This window comes from Enterobacter sp. ECC-219 (assembly GCF_043966805.1).
GTDB lineage: Bacteria > Pseudomonadota > Gammaproteobacteria > Enterobacterales > Enterobacteriaceae > Enterobacter > Enterobacter cloacae_N.
This window is the reverse complement of sequence record NZ_CP143680.1, coordinates 529203-548779: the sequence shown is the minus strand read 5'-3', so window position 1 is coordinate 548779 and position 19577 is coordinate 529203. Positions and strand designations below refer to the sequence as shown.

The window sequence follows — 19577 nt, the reverse complement described above, 5'->3', positions numbered from 1 at the left end:
GAGGTTGTGGTGTGGCCGCTCAGTTAATTCTTCGCAAAGATGATTTTTTTGCCTCCGCGAGTCAGGCCGTCGCGGTGGCCGACCGCTACCCGCAAAATGTCTTTGCCGAGCATATCCACGAGTTTTGCGAGCTGGTGCTCGTTTGGCGCGGCAACGGCTTACACATCCTCAACGACCGGCCCTACCGCATCACGCGTGGCGATCTGTTTTACATCCGCGGCGAAGACAAACACGCTTACGCCTCGGTTAACGATCTGGTTTTGCAGAACGTTATCTACTGCCCGGACAGGCTCAAACTGAATGTCGACTGGGCGGCTCATATCCCCGGTTTTCTCAATGCCAGAGGCGAACCCCACTGGCGCTTAAGCAGCAACGGCATGGCTCAGGTGCGCCAGACGATCTCCCAGCTGGAGCAGGAGAGCCAAAAGCACGATTCGGTGGCAAACCCGATGGCGGAGCTGCTTTTCGCCCAGTTGGTCATGACCCTTAAACGCCATCGTTATGCCACCGACAACCCCTCCGCGACCGCCCAGGAAGCGCTGCTGGACAAGCTGATCGCCCGGCTTGCGGGTAGCCTGAACAAAAGTTTCATGCTGGAAAAGTTCTGCGAGCAGGAGCAGTGCAGCGAGCGCGCACTGCGCCAGCAGTTCCGCACCCAGACGGGGATGACGGTGAACCACTACCTGCGCCAGCTGCGCATCTGCCACGCCCAGTATTTGTTGCAGCATACGGAGTTGATGGTCAGTGAAGTGGCGATGCGCTGCGGATTTGAGGACAGTAATTACTTTTCGGTGGTGTTTAATCGCGAGGTGGGGATGACGCCGGTTCAGTGGCGTCATCGTAGTCGAAAGGCAGCGTAATCAGTTCGCCATGCCGAGGCCGACAATGTTAGCGGCAATGATGATCACCACGCAGCCCAGGCTCAGAACGCCCACCGGACGACGCCCGGCGTTATTCCACTCCTTCAGCACCAGCCCAACCAGCCCGCCGCACAGCACGTAGAAGCTCATGTGCAGCATCCAGCTTATGTAGTCGTACTGCGGCGGAATGCTGGCGTGACCCCAGGCGTAGAAAAAGAACTGCAGATACCACATGATGCCGCCCAGCATCGAAAGCAGCACGTTGGTGATAATTAAGGATTTTGCCAGCAAGAAATCTGCTTTTACCGACAGATCCTTCACTTTTGCCAGACGAATGAAGCAGAAGCCGAGGTTTACCAGCGCGCCGCCGCCCATGATGACCACGTAGCTTGGCAGCGCCACGTACAGCGGGTCGACGCCCAGCGCGGCGGCCGCTTCGTGCATGGGTTTTGCGGCGTTCATGGCGAACGACATGCCCGCCGAGAAGATGCCGCACATCACTGCCAGCAGCAGCCCTTTCTTCAGGTTAAAGTCTTCGGCTTTGATGCCCATCTTGCGCTCTTTCAGCTGACCCGCTCGGGTGACGATACCCACGCCGATTACCGCGACAAGCACGCCCAGCAGCGTCATCTGCCCGCCTTTGGTGTTGATCAACACGTCGACATTACCGTTAAGAATGGGCGTCATCAGCGTGCCGACGATCAGCGTAATGCCAATCGCGATGCCGATACCCATCGACATCCCGAGGTAGCGCATGGTCAGTCCGTAGTTAATGTTGCCGATGCCCCACATCGCGCCGAAAAGAAACACCGGCAGCAGGGTGGAAGCACTGAAGGAGGTGAAGTAGCCCCAGAAATCCGGGAGCAGCATGGCGCTAATGGTCCATGGCAAAATCAGCCAGGACACGGTACCGCCAACCGACCACATGGTTTCCCACGACCACCCTTTCACCTTTTTGAACGGGGCATAGAAACAGGCTGCACTGGCTGCGCCTATCAAATGCCAGAAGATACCCATCGTAATCGCATGATTCATTTTACGTCCTCATCGTTTTTATAGCCGGTGGCCTCCCCCCGACTTGATGAGTGTAAAAATTAGGCGGTTCAGGAACCTTCAGAAGGTTGCCGCACTTTGGTTTTGGATGGCAATCAGCGCGTTAACCTGGTGAGCAGACTCACAATTTTGCGTTTAGGCAAAACCTGAATAACCTTATAAAAACTACGGCATTGATAATCATTTTCAATATCATTTAATTAACTATAATGAACCAACTGCTTACGCGGCATTAACAGCTGTGCCGCCCGACAATAATGGAGAGGATTATGAGTTATACACTGCCATCCCTGCCGTATGCCTACGACGCACTGGAACCGCATTTCGACAAGCAGACGATGGAAATCCATCACACTAAACACCACCAGACCTATGTGAACAACGCGAACGCCGCGCTGGAAAGCCTGCCAGAGTTCGCTAACCTGCCTGTTGAAGAGCTGATTACCAAACTGGACCAGCTGCCAGCAGACAAGAAAACCGTGCTGCGTAACAACGCTGGCGGTCACGCTAACCACAGCCTGTTCTGGAAAGGCCTGAAAACCGGCACCACCCTGCAGGGCGACCTGAAAGCGGCTATCGAGCGCGACTTCGGTTCCGTTGACAACTTCAAAGCGGAATTCGAAAAAGCCGCTGCGACCCGTTTCGGCTCTGGCTGGGCGTGGCTGGTTCTGAAAGGCGACAAGCTGGCGGTAGTGTCTACTGCTAACCAGGACTCCCCGCTGATGGGTGAAGCGATCTCTGGCGCATCCGGCTTCCCAATCCTGGGTCTGGACGTATGGGAACACGCTTACTACCTGAAGTTCCAGAACCGTCGCCCTGACTACATCAAAGCGTTCTGGGATGTGGTGAACTGGGACGAAGCAGCAGCGCGTTTCGCCGCTAAAAAATAAGGTTGCATTGACGCCTGTGAGAAGCGAGTCTTATGACTCGCTTTTTTTGTATCTGCGTAATGGAGGCAGCAATGCATTACCCGGTGAACGTGTTTACAGGCAAGGTCAGGGAGTACGACGGCAGCCGCCCGAGCGCCATCGCCAAAGTGCAGGTCGACGGTGAACTGACGTTAACCGATCTCGGGCTGGCGGGTGACGAGCAGGCCGAAAAGAAAATCCACGGCGGGCCCGAGCGCGCGCTGTGCCACTATCCGCGCGAGCACTATCAGCACTGGAAAACCGAGTTCCCCGAGCAGGCGGACCTCTTCGTTGCGCCCGCGTTTGGCGAAAATCTCTCGACCGAAGGGCTGACGGAGAAGAACGTCTTTATCGGCGATATCTACCGCTGGGGTGATGCCCTGATTCAGGTGACGCAGCCACGCTCGCCTTGCTTCAAGCTCAACTACCATTTCGGGATTCAGGATATGTCGGCCCAGCTGCAAAAAGCGGGTAAAACCGGCTGGCTGTACCGCGTGGTGCTGGCTGGGCAGGTTTCAGCGGACGCGCCGCTTGAGCTGGCGTCGCGCCTGAGCGATGTGTCTGTTTATGACGCCTGCGCCATTGCCTGGCATATGCCGTTTGACGACGAGCAGTATCACCGCCTGCTGTCGGCAGCGGGGTTATCGACCAGCTGGACCAGAACGATGCAGAAGCGGCGCTTAAGCGGCAAGATCGAGGATAATTCGCGGAGATTGTGGGGAAAGTAGGCCGGGTAAGGCGAAGCCGCCACCCGGCACTAACAGCTACGAACGCTTATACAACGGTAGCCACAGCGTTAACCGTAGTCCACCCAGCGGGCTGTCGTCGGCTTTCACCCAGCCACGGTGCTGCTGCATGGCGGTTTCAACAATCGCCAGACCCAGCCCCGTGCCGCCAGACTCGCGGTCACGCGCTTCGTCGGTGCGGTAGAACGGACGGAAAATCTGCTCGCGATCTTCCGGGCTGACGCCAGGGCCATCGTCATCGACAATGACGGTAATCCCGTCTTTATCCACCGAAAACGCCACTTCAATCTTCGTATGCGAGTAGCGCAGGGCGTTACGCACGATATTCTCCAGCGCGCTTTCCAGCGTATTGGGGTTACCGTACAGCGGCCACGGGCCCGGCGGGAAGTTGACGGTGAACGATTTACCCATCTGTTCAGCTTCGAACGCCGCGTTGTCCAGCACCTCATGCCACAGGTGATTGGCTTTCACCGTTTCGCTCACCAGCGCGTTTTTCTGCTGGTTGCGCGACATCACCAGCAGATCGTTGATCATGCTGTCCAGACGATGGGCTTCCGTCTCAATACGCTCCAGCTCTTTGCTTTCCCCGCTGCGGCGGCGCAGCAGCGCGGTGCCCAGCTGCAAGCGCGTAAGCGGGGTGCGCAGCTCGTGCGAGATATCCGACAGCAGCCGCTGCTGGGCGGTCATCATGCGATCCAGCGCGCTCACCATCTGGTTGAAACTGGTTCCTGCGGCCAGGAACTCCTGCGGCCCGGATTCCAGCTCAGGATGCTGCCGCAGGTTACCCTGCGCCACTTCATCGGCGGCGTTTTTCAGCTTACGCGCCGGTTTTGCCAGGCTCCACGCCAGCCATAGCAGCAGCGGGGAACTGACCAGCATCGTGACAATCAGCAGCAGAAGCGGACGGTCAAACAGCAGGTTGATGAAGTCGGACTGGGAACTGCTCGCGGGACGAATCAGATAGAGCTGGTAGTTGTCTTCCCCATCCCGTACCGAGAAAGGACCGACCATCTCTACCCGACCATATTTCTTCTTCTGTGGGTGATCGGCGTTATCCGCCTGGCCAATAAAGTTGCGGATGATCTGCATTTCATTGCGATCGGCTCCAATCACGCGGCCTTCGCTGGTGACCAGCAAAAGACGTTGTCCGGGAGGCGCCCACTTATCGATAGCGCGAAAAAGCCTGCGCCACCACATCAAATCGTTCGGCGGATCGTTTGCCAGCTCCGCTTCCACGTGCTGTTCGATCATCACGCCCTGACGTTGCTCGCTGTCGAGAAGCTCCGTCATCTGGCGTGAGTCGAGTTTTGGCAACATCAAAACGAGCATTAAAACCAGTGCCAGCGTCAGCCAGAAGATGGCGAAGATGCGGGCGGTTAAGCTGCCTATCATGAAGCGGAAACCATCAGATAACCGCGACCACGCAGGGTTTTAAACCATGGGTGACCGTCTTTACGCTCCGGCAGCTTGCGGCGCAGGTTAGAGATGTGCATGTCGATGGCGCGGTCAAACGGGGTAAGGCGTTTGCCCAGCACTTCCTGACTTAAATGTTCACGCGATACCACCTGGCCGAGATGCTGTGCCAGCAGATACAGCAGGGTGAACTCGGTGCCGGTCAGCTCCAGCGTCTGGCCGTCGAAGCTCGCTTCCTGGCGGCCCGGGTTTAGGCTCAGGGAGTCCACTTCCAGCGTTGGCGAGCTGTTGTCGGTATTTTGCTGCTGCTCGCTCCAGTGGGAACGGCGCAGGATAGCGCGAATACGGGCCACCAGTTCACGGTCGTTGAACGGCTTCGGTAAATAGTCATCCGCACCCAGCTCAAGGCCGAGAACGCGGTCAAGTTCGCTGCCGCGCGCGGTCAGCATGATAACGGGCGTCTGGTGTGTCTGGCGAAGCTCTTTCAGCGTATCAATACCGTTTTTCTTCGGCATCATTACGTCGAGCAAAAGTAGATCGATGCTGTCGTCAAGGAGACTCAGCGCCTGCTCGCCATCATGGGCAACCAGGACGTTGAAACCTTCCATGTCGAGCAACTCCTTTAAAAGGGATGTGAGCTCTCGGTCATCATCAACTAACAGGATTTTATTCATTGTTTAAATACCTCCGAGGCAGAAATTACGACATCAAGGCTATCTAATCCATGACTTTACGTTGTTTTACACCCCCTGACGCATGTTTGCAGCCTGAATCGTAGACTGTCTCTCGTTGAATCGCGACACGAAAGATTTTGGGAGCAAGTGATGCGCAAAGTTACCGCTGCCGTCATGGCCTCAACGCTAGCGTTCAGTGCGTTTAGCCAGGCTGCTGTAGCTATCATCGGCGATAACGGTTCCTCGCAAGAGGGCGCAACGCACAGCAGCCAAAGCCATATGTTTGACGGCATAAGTTTAACCGAACATCAGCGTCAACAGATGCGAGATCTGATGCAGAGGGCACGACACGATCAGCCCCCTGTTAATGTTAGCGAAATGGAGACAATGCATCGCCTTGTCACCGCAGAAAATTTTGACGAAAGCGCTGTCCGCGCTCAGGCCGAAAAAATGGCTCAGGAACAGGTTGCCCGCCAGGTAGAGATGGCGAAGGTCCGCAACCAGATGTTCCACCTGCTAACGCCCGAGCAGCAAGCGGTTTTGAATACCAAACATCAGCAGCGAATGGACCAGCTGCGTGAGGTTGCACGGATGCAGCGAAGCTCAGAAACAACGTTTTTCAGTAGCAATAGCAGTACCCGTAGTAACCAGTAAACCCTGTTTTCCTTGCCATAGACACCATCCCTGTCTTCCCCCACATGATGTGGGGGTTTTTTTTGCCCCGCATTCTGATTTGTTAACCGTTTATTCATCCTTTGCCTCCCCATGCTTCCGTTATACTAGCGGCATGACATGACAGGAGCGTTTATGAATCAATCCTATGGAAGGCTGGTAAGCCGGGCCGCCATTGCGGCCACCGTCATGGCCTCTGGCCTGCTGCTGATTAAAATCTTTGCCTGGTGGTACACCGGCTCGGTCAGTATTCTTGCGGCGCTGGTGGATTCACTGGTGGATATTGCTGCCTCGCTGACCAACCTGCTGGTGGTTCGATACTCGCTGCAGCCGGCGGATGAAGAGCACACGTTTGGACACGGCAAAGCCGAGTCGCTGGCCGCGCTGGCGCAAAGTATGTTCATTTCTGGCTCGGCACTGTTCCTGTTTTTGACCGGTATTCAACATCTGGTTTCGCCTTCACCGATGAATAATCCCGGTGTCGGCGTGGTCGTCACGGTAATTGCACTTATAAGCACACTTGTTCTGGTAACGTTCCAGCGCTGGGTCGTTCGCAAAACGCAAAGTCAGGCTGTACGGGCGGATATGCTTCATTATCAATCTGATGTTATGATGAATGGGGCTATTCTTATTGCGCTCGGTCTGGCCTGGTATGGCTGGCATCGGGCCGATGCGTTGTTTGCGTTAGGGATTGGTATCTATATTTTATATAGCGCCCTGCGGATGGGGTATGACGCGGTGCAATCACTGCTCGATCGCGCTCTTCCGGACTCGGAACGTAATGAAATTTTTTCCATCGTGACCTCCTGGCCCGGCGTCAGCGGTGCACACGATCTTCGAACGCGGCAGTCAGGGCCGACCCGCTTTATTCAGATTCATATTGAAATGGAAGACAACCTGCCGCTGGTTCAGGCTCACGTGATTGCTGAACAGGTCGAGCAGGCGATTTTGCAGCGTTTTCCTGGTTCAGACGTCATCATTCACCAGGATCCCTGCTCGGTTGTACCCGGACATGTTGGGCTTTCGTAATTCGTTGTAAAAAAGTGAGCCAGGCCAGCATTTTGTGTATAAATTACCGCCATTTGGTCTGACCTGAATCAATTCAGCCAGAAGGGATTGATATACTATTTGCAGTATTCGTTGGTCGATAAGTTTCTTCCGGCAACAGATTTCAATTTTGCATTCCTAAGTTCAGAGGTAGTCATGATTAAGAAAATCGGTGTGTTGACAAGCGGCGGTGATGCGCCGGGCATGAACGCGGCAATTCGTGGGGTTGTCCGTGCAGCGCTGACGGAAGGTCTGGAAGTTTTTGGTATCTATGATGGTTACCTGGGTCTGTATGAAGACCGTATGGTTCAGCTCGACCGCTACAGCGTGTCTGACATGATCAACCGTGGCGGTACCTTCCTTGGGTCTGCGCGCTTCCCGGAATTCCGTGACGAACACATCCGTGAAGTGGCTATCGAGAACATGAAAAAGCGTGGCCTGGACGCGCTGGTGGTCATCGGCGGTGACGGCTCGTACATGGGTGCAAAACGTCTGACCGAAATGGGCTTCCCGTGCATCGGCCTGCCGGGCACCATCGACAACGACATCAAAGGCACTGACTACACCATCGGTTACTTCACCGCGCTGGGCACCGTTGTGGAAGCCATTGACCGTCTGCGTGACACCTCCTCTTCTCACCAGCGTATCTCTATCGTTGAAGTGATGGGCCGTTACTGCGGCGACCTGACCCTGGCGGCGGCTATCGCCGGTGGCTGTGAGTTCGTCGTGGTTCCTGAAGTGGAGTTCAGCCGCGAAGATCTGGTCGCTGAAATCAAAGCGGGCATCGCGAAGGGTAAGAAACACGCGATTGTGGCTATCACCGAGCACATCTGTGACGTTGACGAGCTGGCGAAGTACATCGAAACCGAAACCAAACGCGAAACCCGCGCAACTGTTCTGGGTCACATCCAGCGCGGCGGTTCCCCAGGCCCGTACGACCGTATCCTGGCATCCCGTATGGGTGCGTACGCTATCGAGCTGCTGCTGCAGGGCCACGGCGGCCGCTGCGTCGGTATTCAGAACGAACAGCTGGTTCACCATGACATCATCGACGCGATTGAAAACATGAAGCGTCCGTTCAAAGGTGACTGGCTGGACTGCGCCAAAAAACTGTACTGATCCTTCAAGCCCTCTTCTTTCAGAAGAGGGCTTTTATTCCTCTTCGTTATAGCCAATCTTTTTTTATTCTTTAATCCTCGATTCGCTTTCTGGCACGCTGCATTCATCAAAACACTACACAAGAGAGCTGGGCGATGAATAAATGGGGCGTGGGTTTAACGTTATTGCTGGCATCGACCAGCGTTCTGGCAAAGGACATCCAGTTACTGAACGTGTCGTATGACCCGACGCGTGAGCTGTACGATCAATACAACAAAGCATTTGCGGCGCACTACAAACAGGAAACCGGCGATAACGTGGTAATTCGTCAGTCTCACGGTGGCTCCGGTAAGCAGGCGACGTCTGTGATTAACGGTATTGAAGCCGACGTGGTGACCCTGGCGCTGGCCTATGATGTCGACGCTATCGCCGAGCGTGGTCGTATCGACAAAAACTGGATCAAACGTTTGCCGGATAACTCCGCGCCATATACCTCGACCATCGTCTTCCTGGTGCGTAAAGGAAACCCGAAGCAGATTAAGGACTGGAACGACCTGATCAAACCGGGCGTTTCTGTGATTACCCCGAACCCGAAAAGCTCCGGCGGTGCACGCTGGAACTACCTCGCGGCCTGGGGCTACGCGCTGCACCACAACAACGGTGACCAGGCTAAAGCGCAGGAATTCGTCAAATCCCTGTACAAAAACGTCGAAGTGCTGGACTCCGGCGCACGCGGTGCCACTAACACCTTCGTCGAACGCGGCATTGGCGACGTGCTGATTGCGTGGGAAAACGAAGCCCTGCTGGCGACCCACGAGCTGGGTAAAGACAAGTTTGAGATCGTGACCCCGAGCGAATCCATCCTCGCTGAGCCGACCGTTTCCGTGGTCGATAAGGTCGTTGATAAGAAAGGCACCAAAGCGGTGGCGGAAGCCTACCTGAAGTATCTTTACTCGCCGGAAGGCCAGGAAATCGCGGCGAAGAACTTCTATCGTCCACGCGATGCGGCTGTCGCGAAGAAATACGATAGCGAATTCCCGAAACTGAAGCTCTTCACCATTGATGATGTGTTCGGCGGCTGGACGAAAGCGCAGAAAGAGCATTTCTCTAATGGCGGCACCTTCGACCAGATTAGCCAGCGCTAAACCACAACAAACGACACGGCGACCCGGTGTGAGAAATCCACCGGGTTTTTTATTTGGTCATCATTTTGCGTTACTCTTTTGCCTCTATTGAAAACAGGGAACGCGTTGTGAAAAAAATTATCTTACTGATCCTGATTGTCATCGCCCTTGCCGCAGGCGGCGTGTACTGGATAAAAGCGGGTAATCCGAATGCGTTGCGCCATATCGTTCTCGACCAGTGCCTGCCTAATCAACTGCAACACCGTAACCCGGCGCCCTGCGCGCAGGTAAAGCCTGACGCGGGCTATGTGGTATTTAAAGACCGCAACGGGCCGCTGCAGTATCTGCTGATGCCAACGTACCGCATCAATGGTACCGAAAGCCCGCTCCTGACCGAGCCTCACACGCCGAACTTCTTCTGGCTGGCGTGGCAGTCGCGCAGCTTTATGACCATGACGCGTGGCTCCGAGGTGCCGGACAGCGCCATTTCGCTGACGATTAACTCTCCGACAGGCCGTACGCAGAACCATTTTCATATCCATATCTCCTGCCTGCGCCCGGACGTGCGCGAGAAGCTTAACGCGGCGCAGGGAGAAATCAGCACCCAGTGGCTACCGTTCCCGGGCGGGCTGGAAGGGCATGAGTATCTTGCTCGCCGGGTGACGGAGAATGAACTGGTCCAGCGCAGCCCGTTTATGATGCTGGCGGAAGAGTTGCCGGAAGCGCGCGACCATATGGGGCGTTTCGCGCTGGCAATGGCACAGCAGTCGGATGGATCTTTTATTCTGCTGGCTACGGAACGTAACCTGCTCACGCTCAACCGCGCCTCGGCAGAGGAATTGCAGGATCATCAATGCGCTATCCTGAAGTAACCCCACCATAAATCGCGTTTACTCGGGCTGCCTGTCACCGTAGACTTGCTGAAAAAATCTACAGGAGACAGGTATGTCGCTCTGGTTAACGCATCCTCTGCTGCTGCCCTCGCTGATCGTCGGCGTCACCATCGTGCTGTGGGCGACGTCGCTATTGCCGGAATTTATCACCGCGCTGCTGTTCTTTACGGCGGCGATGGCCGCCAGAATCGCCCCGCCGGAAGCGATCTTCGGCGGTTTTGCCTCGTCGGCTTTTTGGCTGGTATTCAGCGGGTTTGTACTGGGCGTGGCGATCCGTAAAACCGGGCTGGCGGACAGGGCCGCCCGGGCGCTGTCGGCAAAGCTCACTGACTCCTGGGTGCTGATGGTGGCGAGCGTGGTATTGCTCAGCTACGCGCTGGCGTTTGTGATGCCGTCAAACATGGGGCGTATTGCGCTGCTGATGCCCATTGTCGCGGCGATGGCGAAACGCGCCGGTATCGCCGACGGCTCCCGCGCCTGGTTTGGTCTGGCGCTGGCCGTCGGGTTCGGCACCTTCCAGCTTTCGGCAACTATCCTGCCTGCAAACGTCCCTAACCTGGTGATGAGCGGTGCCGCGGAAGGCTCGTACGGCATTCACCTGAACTATGTTCCGTATCTACTGCTGCATACGCCGGTGCTGGGTATTCTCAAAGGCCTGATTCTGATTGGCCTCATCTGCTGGCTGTTCCCCGGCAGCCCAAAACCCCCGAAGGATCTGGCGCTGTCTGAACCCATGGGGCGGGACGAAAAGCGTCTCGCCTGGCTGCTGGCGCTGGTGCTGGGAATGTGGGTCACGGAGAGCTGGCACGGCGTAGGGCCCGCGTGGACGGGGCTGGCGGCGTCGATCATCGTCATGCTGCCGCGCGTTGGCTTTATCACCGGGGAGGAGTTTTCTGCGGGCGTGAACATGCGTACCTGCATTTACGTCGCGGGTATTCTTGGGCTGGCGATCGTCGTGACGCAAACCGGTATCGGAACGGCCGTGGGCGAAGCGCTGCTGCGCATTATGCCGCTGGATGCGGACAAACCGTTTACCAGCTTCCTGGCGCTGACCGGTATTACCACAGCGCTCAACTTCATCATGACTGCTAACGGCGTTCCGGCGTTGTACACCACCCTGGCTCAGAGCTTCTCGGACGCGACCGGTTTCCCGCTGCTGTCGGTGATCATGATTCAGGTGCTGGGCTATTCCACGCCGCTGCTGCCGTATCAGGCGTCGCCGATTGTGGTGGCGATGGGGCTCGGGAAGGTGCCTGCAAGGGCGGGGATGGTGCTTTGTCTGGCGCTGGCTATCGCAACGTATCTGGTGCTGCTGCCGCTGGATTATCTGTGGTATAGCGTGTTAGGTAAAGTGTAGTTCGGTGCGAGGGGTTTCCCCTCACCCCAACCCTCTCCCAAAGGAGAGGGAGGAGAAGAGCGGTGGGTAAGCGCAAGCGCCACCCGCCACAAAGGCCATTACGCCTGTTTAGCCGCTTCTGCCGCTTTAACGATCACCGCGAAAGCGTCAGCTTTCAGGGATGCACCGCCAACCAGCGCGCCATCGATGTCTGGCTGGGTGAACAGCTCAGCAGCGTTGGAGGCGTTTACGGAGCCGCCGTACTGGATGATCACTTGCTCAGCGACTTTCGCGTCGGCTTTAGCAATGTGGTCACGAATGAATTTGTGCACCGCCTGAGCCTGCGCAGGGGTTGCAGATTTGCCGGTACCGATCGCCCAGACTGGCTCGTAAGCGATAACCGCGCCTTCGAAAGCTGCCGCGCCCTGAGTTTTCAGCACGGCGTCGATCTGACGCGCGCACACTTCTTCGGTTTTGCCCGCTTCGTTTTCCGCTTCGGTTTCACCGATGCACAGAACTGGGATCAGACCCTGCTCTTTCAGCACGGCGAATTTCTTCGCGATGAACTCGTCAGATTCTTTGTGGTAAGTGCGACGCTCGGAGTGGCCGATGATGATGTATTTCGCGCCGATATCTTTCAGCATTTCAGCGGAAGTTTCACCGGTGAACGCGCCAGACAGGTTAACGTCAACGTTCTGCGCGCCCAGCACGATGTGGCTGCCGTCAGCGGCACGTTTAGCCAGATCCAGGTACATATCCGGCGGAGCGATAGCAACCGCGCAGCCGGTCACGCCAGCCAGCTCTTTACGCAGGTTCGCAACCAGTTCGTTTACCATGTGGCGGCTGCCGTTCAGTTTCCAGTTACCCATCACTAAAGGATGTCGCATTTCAATTCTCCACGCTAAATAAGCGAATTAAGGAATATGGCCGCCCTCTCGGGCAGCATGGTCTGTGAATCAGTATAGAGATTTTCCCTCGAAAGGCTTTGCTTTTTGTCATTAATTCGCCCCGCCAAGGGTGTCAGATAGCGCCAGCTTAATCGGTTCAACGGCGAAGGTCAGTCCTTTTTCGCCGTTATCTGCCACCACATAGCGGATCGCGCCTTCGGTTGTGGCGTAGTACCGCTTGTTTTTACCGGCGGCCAGCAGTTTTTGCAGCTTTTGCTGGCTTTGCTTTTTCGTCAGCGCAGGCGTAAACGCCTGCAGTACCGCGCTCATGTAATCAAGCGCCTTCGATTTAGCGGTTTTCTGCTCTGGCCCCTGAATCGGCAGCCAGGTGATTTGCATGCTTTTGATTTTTAACGTACCGCGCTCCAGCGCCGTGGAAGCATACAAATTCTCGTTAATCTTGCTCGCGGCACGGGTCAGGGTTGGGGTATCGCGGGAGCTATCAATGGCGCGAAATTCATCCAGCGGCAGCGCTGGGTTGGCCTGATTGAAGGCTTCGCGAAACTGGCTGATGGATTGATCGAAAGACGGCGCGCCTGCCAGCAAATACGGCGCAGTGGTGGGGGCCGCGGTGTCGGCGGCGTGCAGCGGAAAACCCGCGCTGAGCATCGCTAAACACAGGAAAAGAGAATGTGCCGAATTTTTCATCAACATTGCACCTGGCCGTAAGTGCTCATGATTAAAACGATATCTGGTCGGCTTGTCAAAAGGTCACAACTCCAGGGTAAAATGCGGGCTAAACGATAATAAGGAACCTTACATGACCATACAGCAGTGGCTGTTTTCATTCAAAGGGCGTATTGGACGCCGTGATTTCTGGGTCTGGATGGTGACGTGGGTTGTCGCCATGCTGCTTCTGTTTTTCGTCGCTTACAACGCCTGGCTGAGCACGCAAACGGCGGCATTTGCGCTGGTCTGCCTGCTATGGCCAACGGCGGCCGTCGTGGTGAAACGCCTGCACGATCGCGGCCGCTCCGGCGCATGGGCGTTTCTGATTATTCTGGCGTGGATGCTGGTGGCAGGAAACTGGGCGATGCTCCCATCCATCCTTCCGTGGGTCGTGGGCAGACTGCTGCCGTCGGTCATCTTCGTGATGATGATTGTCGATCTGGGCGCGTTTATCGGCACCCAGAGCGAAAACAAATACGGTAAAGACACCGTCGAGGTGAAATACCGCTGATCACCAGTAGTGTTCAGCGGTCATATGGCCCGGTCGGCGGCGAAGATGTTTCGTCATCTGCCGGGTATCCTTCAGAAGTTGCTGCGTGTCCCGCACCATCTGCGGGTTACCGCACAGCATGACGTGGCTGGTTTCGGCCGTCATTGGTAAACCCACTGCGTCTTCCAGGGCTCCACTCTCGATTAGCGCCGGCACGCGACCGGTAAGCGTTCCTGCTACGGTTTCACGGCTGACCACAGTCTGAATCTTTAACTTCCCACCGTACTGCTGTTCCAGCGCCTGCATTTGCGGCAGATAGCTCAGGTCTGCAGCGTAGCGCGCAGCGTGCACCAGCACGATGTTTTTGAAGCGCTCCAGATCTTTGCCGTATTGCAGAATGGAAAGATAGGGACCGATAGCCGTGCCGGTTGCCAGCATCCAGAGCGTGTCACAGTCAGGGATCTCTTCGAGCACAAAGAAACCCGCCGCTTCGCTCACGATTTGCACATCGTCGCCGGGCTTAAGGGCGGCGAGGCGGGGGCTGAGCTTGCCGTCCGGAACGGTGACCAGATAGAACTCGAGATCCGGGTTATCCGGCGCGTTAACGTAAGAGTAGGCGCGCTGCACGCGCTCGCCTTCGACATCCAGCCCCAGCTTCGCAAATTGCCCGGCCTTAAACGGGTGAACGGGAGCATGCAGGGTGAGACTAAATAGCGCATCGGTCCAGAATTCTATCTTTGTGACTTTACCTGTTATCCAGTCCGCCATGATCTTCTCCTGTGCTGTTTCTCTGTTCTATCTTCCGTACTTGTGGGAAACATTTCCAGCCCCTTCGGGCCGGAAAGCTCTATCGATCAAACGGTTTCACAGAATGTGCGTCTGCACGTCCGGGTCTTTGCGGTCGAGATAGTGAATAGACTGAATGCGTCGGATGGTGCGTGATTTACCGCGGATCAGCAGCGTTTCAGTGGTCGCCATGTTGCCCTTGCGGGTAATGCCGTCCAGCAGGTCGCCTTTGGTGATGCCGGTTGCGGAGAAGACCACGTTATCGCTGCGGGCCATGTCGTTCAGCGCCAGCACTTTATTGGCTTCGATGCCCATCGCTGCGCAGCGCGCAAGCTCGTTCTCACCGATACGACGGTTCTCGTCGCTGTCGCCTTTCACCTCATGACGCGGCAGCAGGCGCGCCTGCATATCGCCGTCCAGCGCGCGGATCACCGCTGCAGAGACCACGCCTTCCGGCGCGCCGCCGATGCCATAAAGCACGTCGACTTCGCTGTCCGGCATGCAGGTCAGGATCGAGGCGGCAACGTCACCGTCAGGAATGGCAAACACGCGCACGCCGAGTGCTTGCAGATAAGAGATGGTGGCGTCGTGACGCGGTTTCGCCAGAATTGTGACGGTGAGTTCGTTGAGCGGTTTACCCAGCGCCGCTGCGATATTGCGCAGGTTAGCATCCAGCGGCAGGCTAAGGTCGATTGCGCCTTTCGCGCCAGGACCGACAATCAGCTTTTCCATGTACATATCCGGCGCGTTGAGGAAGCAGCCTTTATCGCCCACGGCGAGCACAGCGAGCGCATTGGCCTGACCCATCGCCGTCATGCGGGTGCCTTCGATCGGGTCAACCGCGATATCCACCGCATCTCCTTTGCCGGTACCGACTTTTTCACCGATGTAGAGCATTGGCGCTTCGTCGATCTCGCCTTCGCCGATCACGATGGTGCCGTCGATGTTGACCTGGTTAAGCACAATGCGCATGGCGTGGACGGCTGCGCCGTCTGCGGTATTTTTATCGCCACGGCCAAGCCATTTATAGCCTGCAAGGGCGGCCGCTTCGGTGACGCGGGAAAACTCGATAGCAAGTTCACGTTTCATGAGGGACTCGTACAATCAAAAGGAATTGCACGAAGTTTATCACAGAGTGAGGAGGGGGGAGGGACCGGTGCGGCCTGAGCCCCTCACCCTAACCCTCTCCCCTTTGGGGAGAGGGCCGGGGTGAGGGGGGGTTAAGTTTGTCTTACTCTTCGTGCTCTTCCCACGCCAGGGCGCGTTTCACCGCTTTCTTCCAGCCGCTGTAGCGGAAGTTACGCTCGGTGGTTTCGATGCCAGGGCGGAATTCGCGCTCGATGACCGCTTTCTCTTGCAGCTCGTCCAGGTTCTGCCAGAAGCCTACCGCCAGACCGGCAAGGTACGCCGCGCCCAGCGCCGTTACTTCACGCACTTCAGGGCGCTCAACGCGGGTGCCCAGAATGTCGGACTGGAACTGCATCAGGAAGTTATTCGCGACCGCACCACCGTCCACGCGCAGGGCGTGCAGACGAATGCCAGAGTCTGCCTGCATCGCTTCCAGCACGTCGCGCGTCTGGTAAGCGATGGATTCCAGGGTGGCACGGATGATGTGGTTAGAGTTCACACCACGCGTCAGGCCGAAAATTGCGCCGCGGGCATACGGGTCCCAGTACGGTGCGCCCAGACCGGTGAACGCTGGTACCACGTACACGCCGTTGGTGTCTTTCACTTTGGTCGCGAAGTACTCGGAGTCAAATGCGTCGCTGATCAGCTTCATCTCGTCGCGCAGCCACTGAATGGATGCGCCCGCCATAAACACCGCACCTTCCAGGGCATAGTTCACTTCGCCGCGCGGGCCGCAGGCAATGGTGGTCAGCAGACCGTTTTCTGATTTCACCGCTTTTTCGCCGGTGTTCATCAGCATAAAGCAGCCGGTGCCGTAGGTGTTCTTCGCCATCCCTTCCTTGACGCACAGCTGGCCGAACAGTGCCGCCTGCTGGTCACCGGCGATCCCGGCGATAGGAATACGGGTGCCGCCTTTACCGCCGATATTGGTCTGGCCGTACACTTCAGACGACTTACGCACTTCAGGCAGCATCGCGCGCGGGATGTCCAGCGCGTCCAGCATCTTGTCATCCCACTCCAGGGTGTTGATGTTGAACAGCATGGTACGCGAGGCGTTGGTGTAGTCGGTGACGTGGACGCGTCCCTGGGTCATCTTCCAGATAAGCCAGGTATCGACGGTCCCGAACAGCAGCTCGCCGCGTTTTGCACGCTCGCGTGAACCTTCCACGTGATCGAGGATCCACTTCACTTTGGTACCGGAGAAATACGGGTCAACCACCAGACCGGTGGCGCTGCGCACGTACTCTTCCATCCCGTCGCGCTTCAGCTGTTCGCAGATCTCTGAAGTACGGCGGCACTGCCAGACGATGGCGTTGTAAATAGGCTTACCGGTTTCGCGTTCCCAGACCACGGTGGTTTCACGCTGGTTGGTAATGCCGATAGCGGCAATCTCGTCGGAACTGATATCGGCTTTCGCCAGCACTTCCACCAGCGTGGAGCTTTGTGATGCCCAGATCTCCATCGGGTCGTGCTCTACCCAGCCTGGACGAGGATAAATTTGCTCAAATTCACGTTGAGACACGCTGACAATGTTCGCGTCATGATCCATTACGACAGCGCGGGAGCTGGTAGTGCCCTGGTCGAGCGCAACGATATATTTTTTTTCGGTCATGGTATGTGTCCCGTAGTCAGATTACAGCGAAGCTTTTTGTTGTGCGGTAGAAGTCGTTTCCTTCTCCTCGTCCACACAGGTGTCGCACGGTAAATGGCGACCAATTAATTTGCGGTAGCTAAATGCGCCCAGCGCAGCCCCAACAACCGGCGCAAACAGCGGCACCAGGAAGTAAGGGATATCTTTACCACCCGTGAATGCCACGTCACCCCAGCCTGCGATAAAGGCGAACGCTTTTGGTCCGATATCACGCGCCGGATTCATCGCGAAGCCGGTCAGCGGGCCCATGGATGCGCCAATCACCGCAATCAGAAGACCAATCAGCAGGGGTGCCAGCGGGCCGCGCGGAATGCCGTTTCCATCGTCGGTCAGCGCCAGGATAACGCCCATCAGAATAGCGGTAATCACCATTTCAACTGCGAACGCCTGCACAAAATTGATGTGCGGGTTAGGGTAGGTTGAGAAGATGCCTGCCAGATCCAGACTTTCGACGCTGCCGCGTACCATATGATGCGTCTGTTCGAAGTCGATGAAAAGATTGTAATAAAGCCCGTAAACTAACGCCGCTGCGCAAAACGCGCCGGCAAATTGAGAAATAATGAAAGGAACAACTTTGCGTCCGTCGAAGCACGCGAACAGCCACAGTGCGATAGTCACCGCCGGGTTAAGATGTGCACCAGAAACCCCTGCAGTCAGGTAGATGGCCATCGCCACGCCCAGACCCCAGATGATACTGATTTCCCACTGACCAAAACTGGCACCCGCCACTTTCAGTGCAGCGACACAGCCCACTCCGAAGAATATCAACAACCCGGTACCAAGGAACTCGGCAATGCACTGGCCTTTTAAGGTTGATGTCTGACTCATAATCGGAATCCTGAAGAAATTGATGTTTATTGTTAGCGTGGTCGCCCGTGACAGCCACGATGCCCTGTAGACATAGTGTTAATTTATCGTTAACGAGCAAAAACGAGAAATATCGAAATTAAAATGTGTGGTCTGCGTCAATAAAATGAGCGTTTTCGCGCCATAAAGCGCGTTTTTGCATCAGTCGCGCACGGTGGGCTGAATCATTTCTTTAACGAATGGGTTAACAACTTAGAGGTATATGCCGCGAACGCACCAGGACGAGGCCGAAAAGTGTTGCAAACCGCGATCTGCGTGGCATGCCGCTGGACAGGGGCGACTGCGCTCCATACAATCGGAACATATGATGTGCGCGTTTACGTTAAAGCGTCGCCTTGCAATTCAGGAGAGGTAGGATCATGTCTTTAGAAGTGTTTGAGAAACTGGAATCGAAAGTACAGCAGGCGATTGACACCATCACGCTGCTGCAGATGGAAATTGAAGAGCTGAAAGAGAAGAACAACAGCCTGGCGCAGGAAGTTCAGAACGCTCAGCACGGCCGTGAAGAACTGGAGCGCGAAAACAACCAGCTGCGCGAACAGCAGAACGGCTGGCAGGATCGCCTGCAGGCGCTGCTGGGACGTATGGAAGAAGTTTAATTCCCATTGGGATGAACTGAACAGGCCGGGTAAGGCGACGCCGCCACCCGGCTTTTTTTATGGTTCACGCTGACTCTTTTATTACTCAATATCCAGCGGATCTTCGGAAAGGATAATGCCGGTATTATCGGCGTAGAGATGGTCCCCGGAGAAGAAGGTCACGCCGCCAAAGTTAACGCGAACGTCGCTTTCGCCGATGCCGTCACCCGCAGCGCCTACCGGAATGGCCGCGATGGCCTGAATTCCGATATCCAGGTCTTCGAGATCGTCCACCTGACGCACGGAGCCGTACACCACGATGCCTTCCCACTCGTTCTGGACGGCAATTCCGGCCAGTTCGGCATCAATCAGTGCGCGACGCACGGATCCGCCGCCGTCGACCACCAGAACGCGACCACGGCCGTTCTGTTCGAGCAGATCGTACAGCAACCCGTTGTCCTCGAAACATTTCACCGTGACGATTTGACCGCCAAACGACGACCGCCCACCAAAGTTGGAGAACAGCGGTTCAACGACGTTGACATCTTCCTGGTAGATGTCACAAAGCTCGGAGGTATCGTATTTCATAGGTTTAACGCTCAGTTGCTGCGAATGTGTTCAGTATATCGTGCGAAAT

21 protein-coding genes are annotated in these 19577 nt (G+C 56.2%); 11 read left to right on the top strand and 10 right to left on the bottom strand.

Annotated elements, in window-relative coordinates:
• Positions 1 to 11 precede the first annotated feature (11 nt).
• On the top strand, positions 12 to 860 hold the full coding sequence (gene rhaR / locus V1603_RS02595) for an HTH-type transcriptional activator RhaR (protein ID WP_395313460.1): 849 nt from the start codon (positions 12 to 14) through the stop codon (positions 858 to 860).
• On the opposite strand, the gene rhaT is transcribed toward rhaR, so the two are convergent.
• The gene (rhaT, locus tag V1603_RS02590) at positions 861 to 1895 is read right to left on the bottom strand and encodes an L-rhamnose/proton symporter RhaT (RefSeq protein WP_395313459.1); all 1035 of its coding nucleotides are present in this window, start codon (positions 1893 to 1895) and stop codon (positions 861 to 863) included.
• Between the two features lie 287 nt (positions 1896 to 2182).
• Between rhaT and sodA the strand changes: the two genes are divergently transcribed.
• A complete protein-coding gene (gene sodA / locus V1603_RS02585; protein WP_003861999.1) occupies positions 2183 to 2803 on the top strand; it encodes a superoxide dismutase [Mn] in 621 nt (206 codons plus the stop codon).
• Between the two features lie 71 nt (positions 2804 to 2874).
• Positions 2875 to 3549, top strand: a complete 675-nt coding sequence (gene yiiM, locus V1603_RS02580; protein WP_395313458.1) for a 6-hydroxyaminopurine reductase — start codon at positions 2875 to 2877, stop codon at positions 3547 to 3549.
• Positions 3550 to 3585: 36 nt separating this feature from the next.
• Here yiiM and cpxA read toward each other — a convergent pair whose 3' ends face one another.
• Both cpxA and cpxR read right to left on the bottom strand, forming a co-directional pair.
• On the bottom strand, positions 3586 to 4959 hold the full coding sequence (gene cpxA, locus V1603_RS02575; protein ID WP_015569937.1) for an envelope stress sensor histidine kinase CpxA: 1374 nt from the start codon (positions 4957 to 4959) through the stop codon (positions 3586 to 3588).
• A complete protein-coding gene (gene cpxR, locus V1603_RS02570) occupies positions 4956 to 5654 on the bottom strand; it encodes an envelope stress response regulator transcription factor CpxR (protein ID WP_006179159.1) in 699 nt (232 codons plus the stop codon). The genes cpxA and cpxR overlap by 4 nt, the downstream gene beginning before the upstream one ends.
• A gap of 150 nt (positions 5655 to 5804) precedes the next feature.
• On the opposite strand from cpxR, the gene cpxP reads away from it, so the two are divergent.
• The 6 genes from cpxP (at position 5805) to V1603_RS02540 (ending at position 11845) form a co-directional block, all read left to right on the top strand.
• Positions 5805 to 6308 (top strand): cell-envelope stress modulator CpxP, encoded by a 504-nt coding sequence (cpxP, locus tag V1603_RS02565; protein ID WP_061096505.1) that lies wholly within the window; start codon positions 5805 to 5807, stop codon positions 6306 to 6308.
• Positions 6309 to 6461: 153 nt separating this feature from the next.
• A complete protein-coding gene (fieF, locus tag V1603_RS02560; RefSeq protein ID WP_028014853.1) occupies positions 6462 to 7355 on the top strand; it encodes a CDF family cation-efflux transporter FieF in 894 nt (297 codons plus the stop codon).
• A 174-nt stretch (positions 7356 to 7529) separates the two neighbouring features.
• Entirely contained in the window at positions 7530 to 8492 is a 963-nt protein-coding gene (gene pfkA, locus V1603_RS02555) for a 6-phosphofructokinase (protein WP_028014852.1), read from the top strand.
• 134 nt (positions 8493 to 8626) lie between these two features.
• Positions 8627 to 9616: a sulfate ABC transporter substrate-binding protein gene (locus V1603_RS02550; protein WP_116343768.1), complete on the top strand. Its 990-nt coding sequence runs from the start codon at positions 8627 to 8629 to the stop codon at positions 9614 to 9616.
• A gap of 107 nt (positions 9617 to 9723) precedes the next feature.
• A complete protein-coding gene (locus V1603_RS02545; protein WP_395313457.1) occupies positions 9724 to 10467 on the top strand; it encodes a CDP-diacylglycerol diphosphatase in 744 nt (247 codons plus the stop codon).
• Positions 10468 to 10540: 73 nt separating this feature from the next.
• Entirely contained in the window at positions 10541 to 11845 is a 1305-nt protein-coding gene (locus V1603_RS02540; RefSeq protein ID WP_166712626.1) for an SLC13 family permease, read from the top strand.
• Between the two features lie 98 nt (positions 11846 to 11943).
• Here V1603_RS02540 and tpiA read toward each other — a convergent pair whose 3' ends face one another.
• Both tpiA and V1603_RS02530 read right to left on the bottom strand, forming a co-directional pair.
• Positions 11944 to 12711 carry a triose-phosphate isomerase gene (gene tpiA, locus V1603_RS02535; protein WP_006808674.1) on the bottom strand — a complete coding sequence of 256 codons (768 nt, stop codon included), beginning with the start codon at positions 12709 to 12711 and terminating at the stop codon, positions 11944 to 11946.
• Between the two features lie 111 nt (positions 12712 to 12822).
• Positions 12823 to 13419 (bottom strand): DUF1454 family protein, encoded by a 597-nt coding sequence (locus tag V1603_RS02530; RefSeq protein WP_116343772.1) that lies wholly within the window; start codon positions 13417 to 13419, stop codon positions 12823 to 12825.
• Between the two features lie 112 nt (positions 13420 to 13531).
• Between V1603_RS02530 and V1603_RS02525 the strand changes: the two genes are divergently transcribed.
• Positions 13532 to 13951 carry a DUF805 domain-containing protein gene (locus V1603_RS02525; protein ID WP_028014847.1) on the top strand — a complete coding sequence of 140 codons (420 nt, stop codon included), beginning with the start codon at positions 13532 to 13534 and terminating at the stop codon, positions 13949 to 13951.
• Here V1603_RS02525 and fpr read toward each other — a convergent pair whose 3' ends face one another.
• The 4 genes from fpr to V1603_RS02505 all read right to left on the bottom strand — a co-directional run bounded on the left by fpr (position 13952) and on the right by V1603_RS02505 (position 18323).
• Positions 13952 to 14698: a ferredoxin--NADP(+) reductase gene (gene fpr, locus V1603_RS02520; RefSeq protein ID WP_395313456.1), complete on the bottom strand. Its 747-nt coding sequence runs from the start codon at positions 14696 to 14698 to the stop codon at positions 13952 to 13954.
• Positions 14699 to 14794: 96 nt separating this feature from the next.
• Positions 14795 to 15805 carry a class II fructose-bisphosphatase gene (gene glpX / locus V1603_RS02515; protein WP_320720973.1) on the bottom strand — a complete coding sequence of 337 codons (1011 nt, stop codon included), beginning with the start codon at positions 15803 to 15805 and terminating at the stop codon, positions 14795 to 14797.
• A 142-nt stretch (positions 15806 to 15947) separates the two neighbouring features.
• Positions 15948 to 17456, bottom strand: coding sequence for a glycerol kinase GlpK (gene glpK / locus V1603_RS02510; RefSeq protein ID WP_062936027.1), 1509 nt, complete (start codon positions 17454 to 17456; stop codon positions 15948 to 15950).
• A gap of 21 nt (positions 17457 to 17477) precedes the next feature.
• The gene (locus V1603_RS02505) at positions 17478 to 18323 is read right to left on the bottom strand and encodes an MIP/aquaporin family protein (RefSeq protein ID WP_013099317.1); all 846 of its coding nucleotides are present in this window, start codon (positions 18321 to 18323) and stop codon (positions 17478 to 17480) included.
• A gap of 398 nt (positions 18324 to 18721) precedes the next feature.
• On the opposite strand from V1603_RS02505, the gene zapB reads away from it, so the two are divergent.
• Positions 18722 to 18961, top strand: a complete 240-nt coding sequence (gene zapB, locus V1603_RS02500) for a septal ring assembly protein ZapB (RefSeq protein WP_010436935.1) — start codon at positions 18722 to 18724, stop codon at positions 18959 to 18961.
• Between the two features lie 81 nt (positions 18962 to 19042).
• On the opposite strand, the gene rraA is transcribed toward zapB, so the two are convergent.
• Positions 19043 to 19528, bottom strand: coding sequence for a ribonuclease E activity regulator RraA (rraA, locus tag V1603_RS02495; protein WP_014885702.1), 486 nt, complete (start codon positions 19526 to 19528; stop codon positions 19043 to 19045).
• Positions 19529 to 19577: the final 49 nt, after the last annotated feature.

Bases quoted from the DNA above. Each gene is read 5' to 3' on its own strand.
- rhaT (WP_395313459.1), bottom strand. From the start codon at position 1,895: ATGAATCATGCGATTACGATGGGTATCTTCTGGCATTTGATAGGCGCA.
- sodA (WP_003861999.1), top strand. From the start codon at position 2,183: ATGAGTTATACACTGCCATCCCTGCCGTATGCCTACGACGCACTGGAA.
- yiiM (WP_395313458.1), top strand. From the start codon at position 2,875: ATGCATTACCCGGTGAACGTGTTTACAGGCAAGGTCAGGGAGTACGAC.
- cpxA (WP_015569937.1), bottom strand. From the start codon at position 4,959: ATGATAGGCAGCTTAACCGCCCGCATCTTCGCCATCTTCTGGCTGACG.
- cpxR (WP_006179159.1), bottom strand. From the start codon at position 5,654: ATGAATAAAATCCTGTTAGTTGATGATGACCGAGAGCTCACATCCCTT.
- cpxP (WP_061096505.1), top strand. From the start codon at position 5,805: ATGCGCAAAGTTACCGCTGCCGTCATGGCCTCAACGCTAGCGTTCAGT.
- fieF (WP_028014853.1), top strand. From the start codon at position 6,462: ATGAATCAATCCTATGGAAGGCTGGTAAGCCGGGCCGCCATTGCGGCC.
- pfkA (WP_028014852.1), top strand. From the start codon at position 7,530: ATGATTAAGAAAATCGGTGTGTTGACAAGCGGCGGTGATGCGCCGGGC.
- V1603_RS02550 (WP_116343768.1), top strand. From the start codon at position 8,627: ATGAATAAATGGGGCGTGGGTTTAACGTTATTGCTGGCATCGACCAGC.
- V1603_RS02540 (WP_166712626.1), top strand. From the start codon at position 10,541: ATGTCGCTCTGGTTAACGCATCCTCTGCTGCTGCCCTCGCTGATCGTC.
- tpiA (WP_006808674.1), bottom strand. From the start codon at position 12,711: ATGCGACATCCTTTAGTGATGGGTAACTGGAAACTGAACGGCAGCCGC.
- V1603_RS02530 (WP_116343772.1), bottom strand. From the start codon at position 13,419: ATGAAAAATTCGGCACATTCTCTTTTCCTGTGTTTAGCGATGCTCAGC.
- V1603_RS02525 (WP_028014847.1), top strand. From the start codon at position 13,532: ATGACCATACAGCAGTGGCTGTTTTCATTCAAAGGGCGTATTGGACGC.
- fpr (WP_395313456.1), bottom strand. From the start codon at position 14,698: ATGGCGGACTGGATAACAGGTAAAGTCACAAAGATAGAATTCTGGACC.
- glpX (WP_320720973.1), bottom strand. From the start codon at position 15,805: ATGAAACGTGAACTTGCTATCGAGTTTTCCCGCGTCACCGAAGCGGCC.
- glpK (WP_062936027.1), bottom strand. From the start codon at position 17,456: ATGACCGAAAAAAAATATATCGTTGCGCTCGACCAGGGCACTACCAGC.
- V1603_RS02505 (WP_013099317.1), bottom strand. From the start codon at position 18,323: ATGAGTCAGACATCAACCTTAAAAGGCCAGTGCATTGCCGAGTTCCTT.
- zapB (WP_010436935.1), top strand. From the start codon at position 18,722: ATGTCTTTAGAAGTGTTTGAGAAACTGGAATCGAAAGTACAGCAGGCG.
- rraA (WP_014885702.1), bottom strand. From the start codon at position 19,528: ATGAAATACGATACCTCCGAGCTTTGTGACATCTACCAGGAAGATGTC.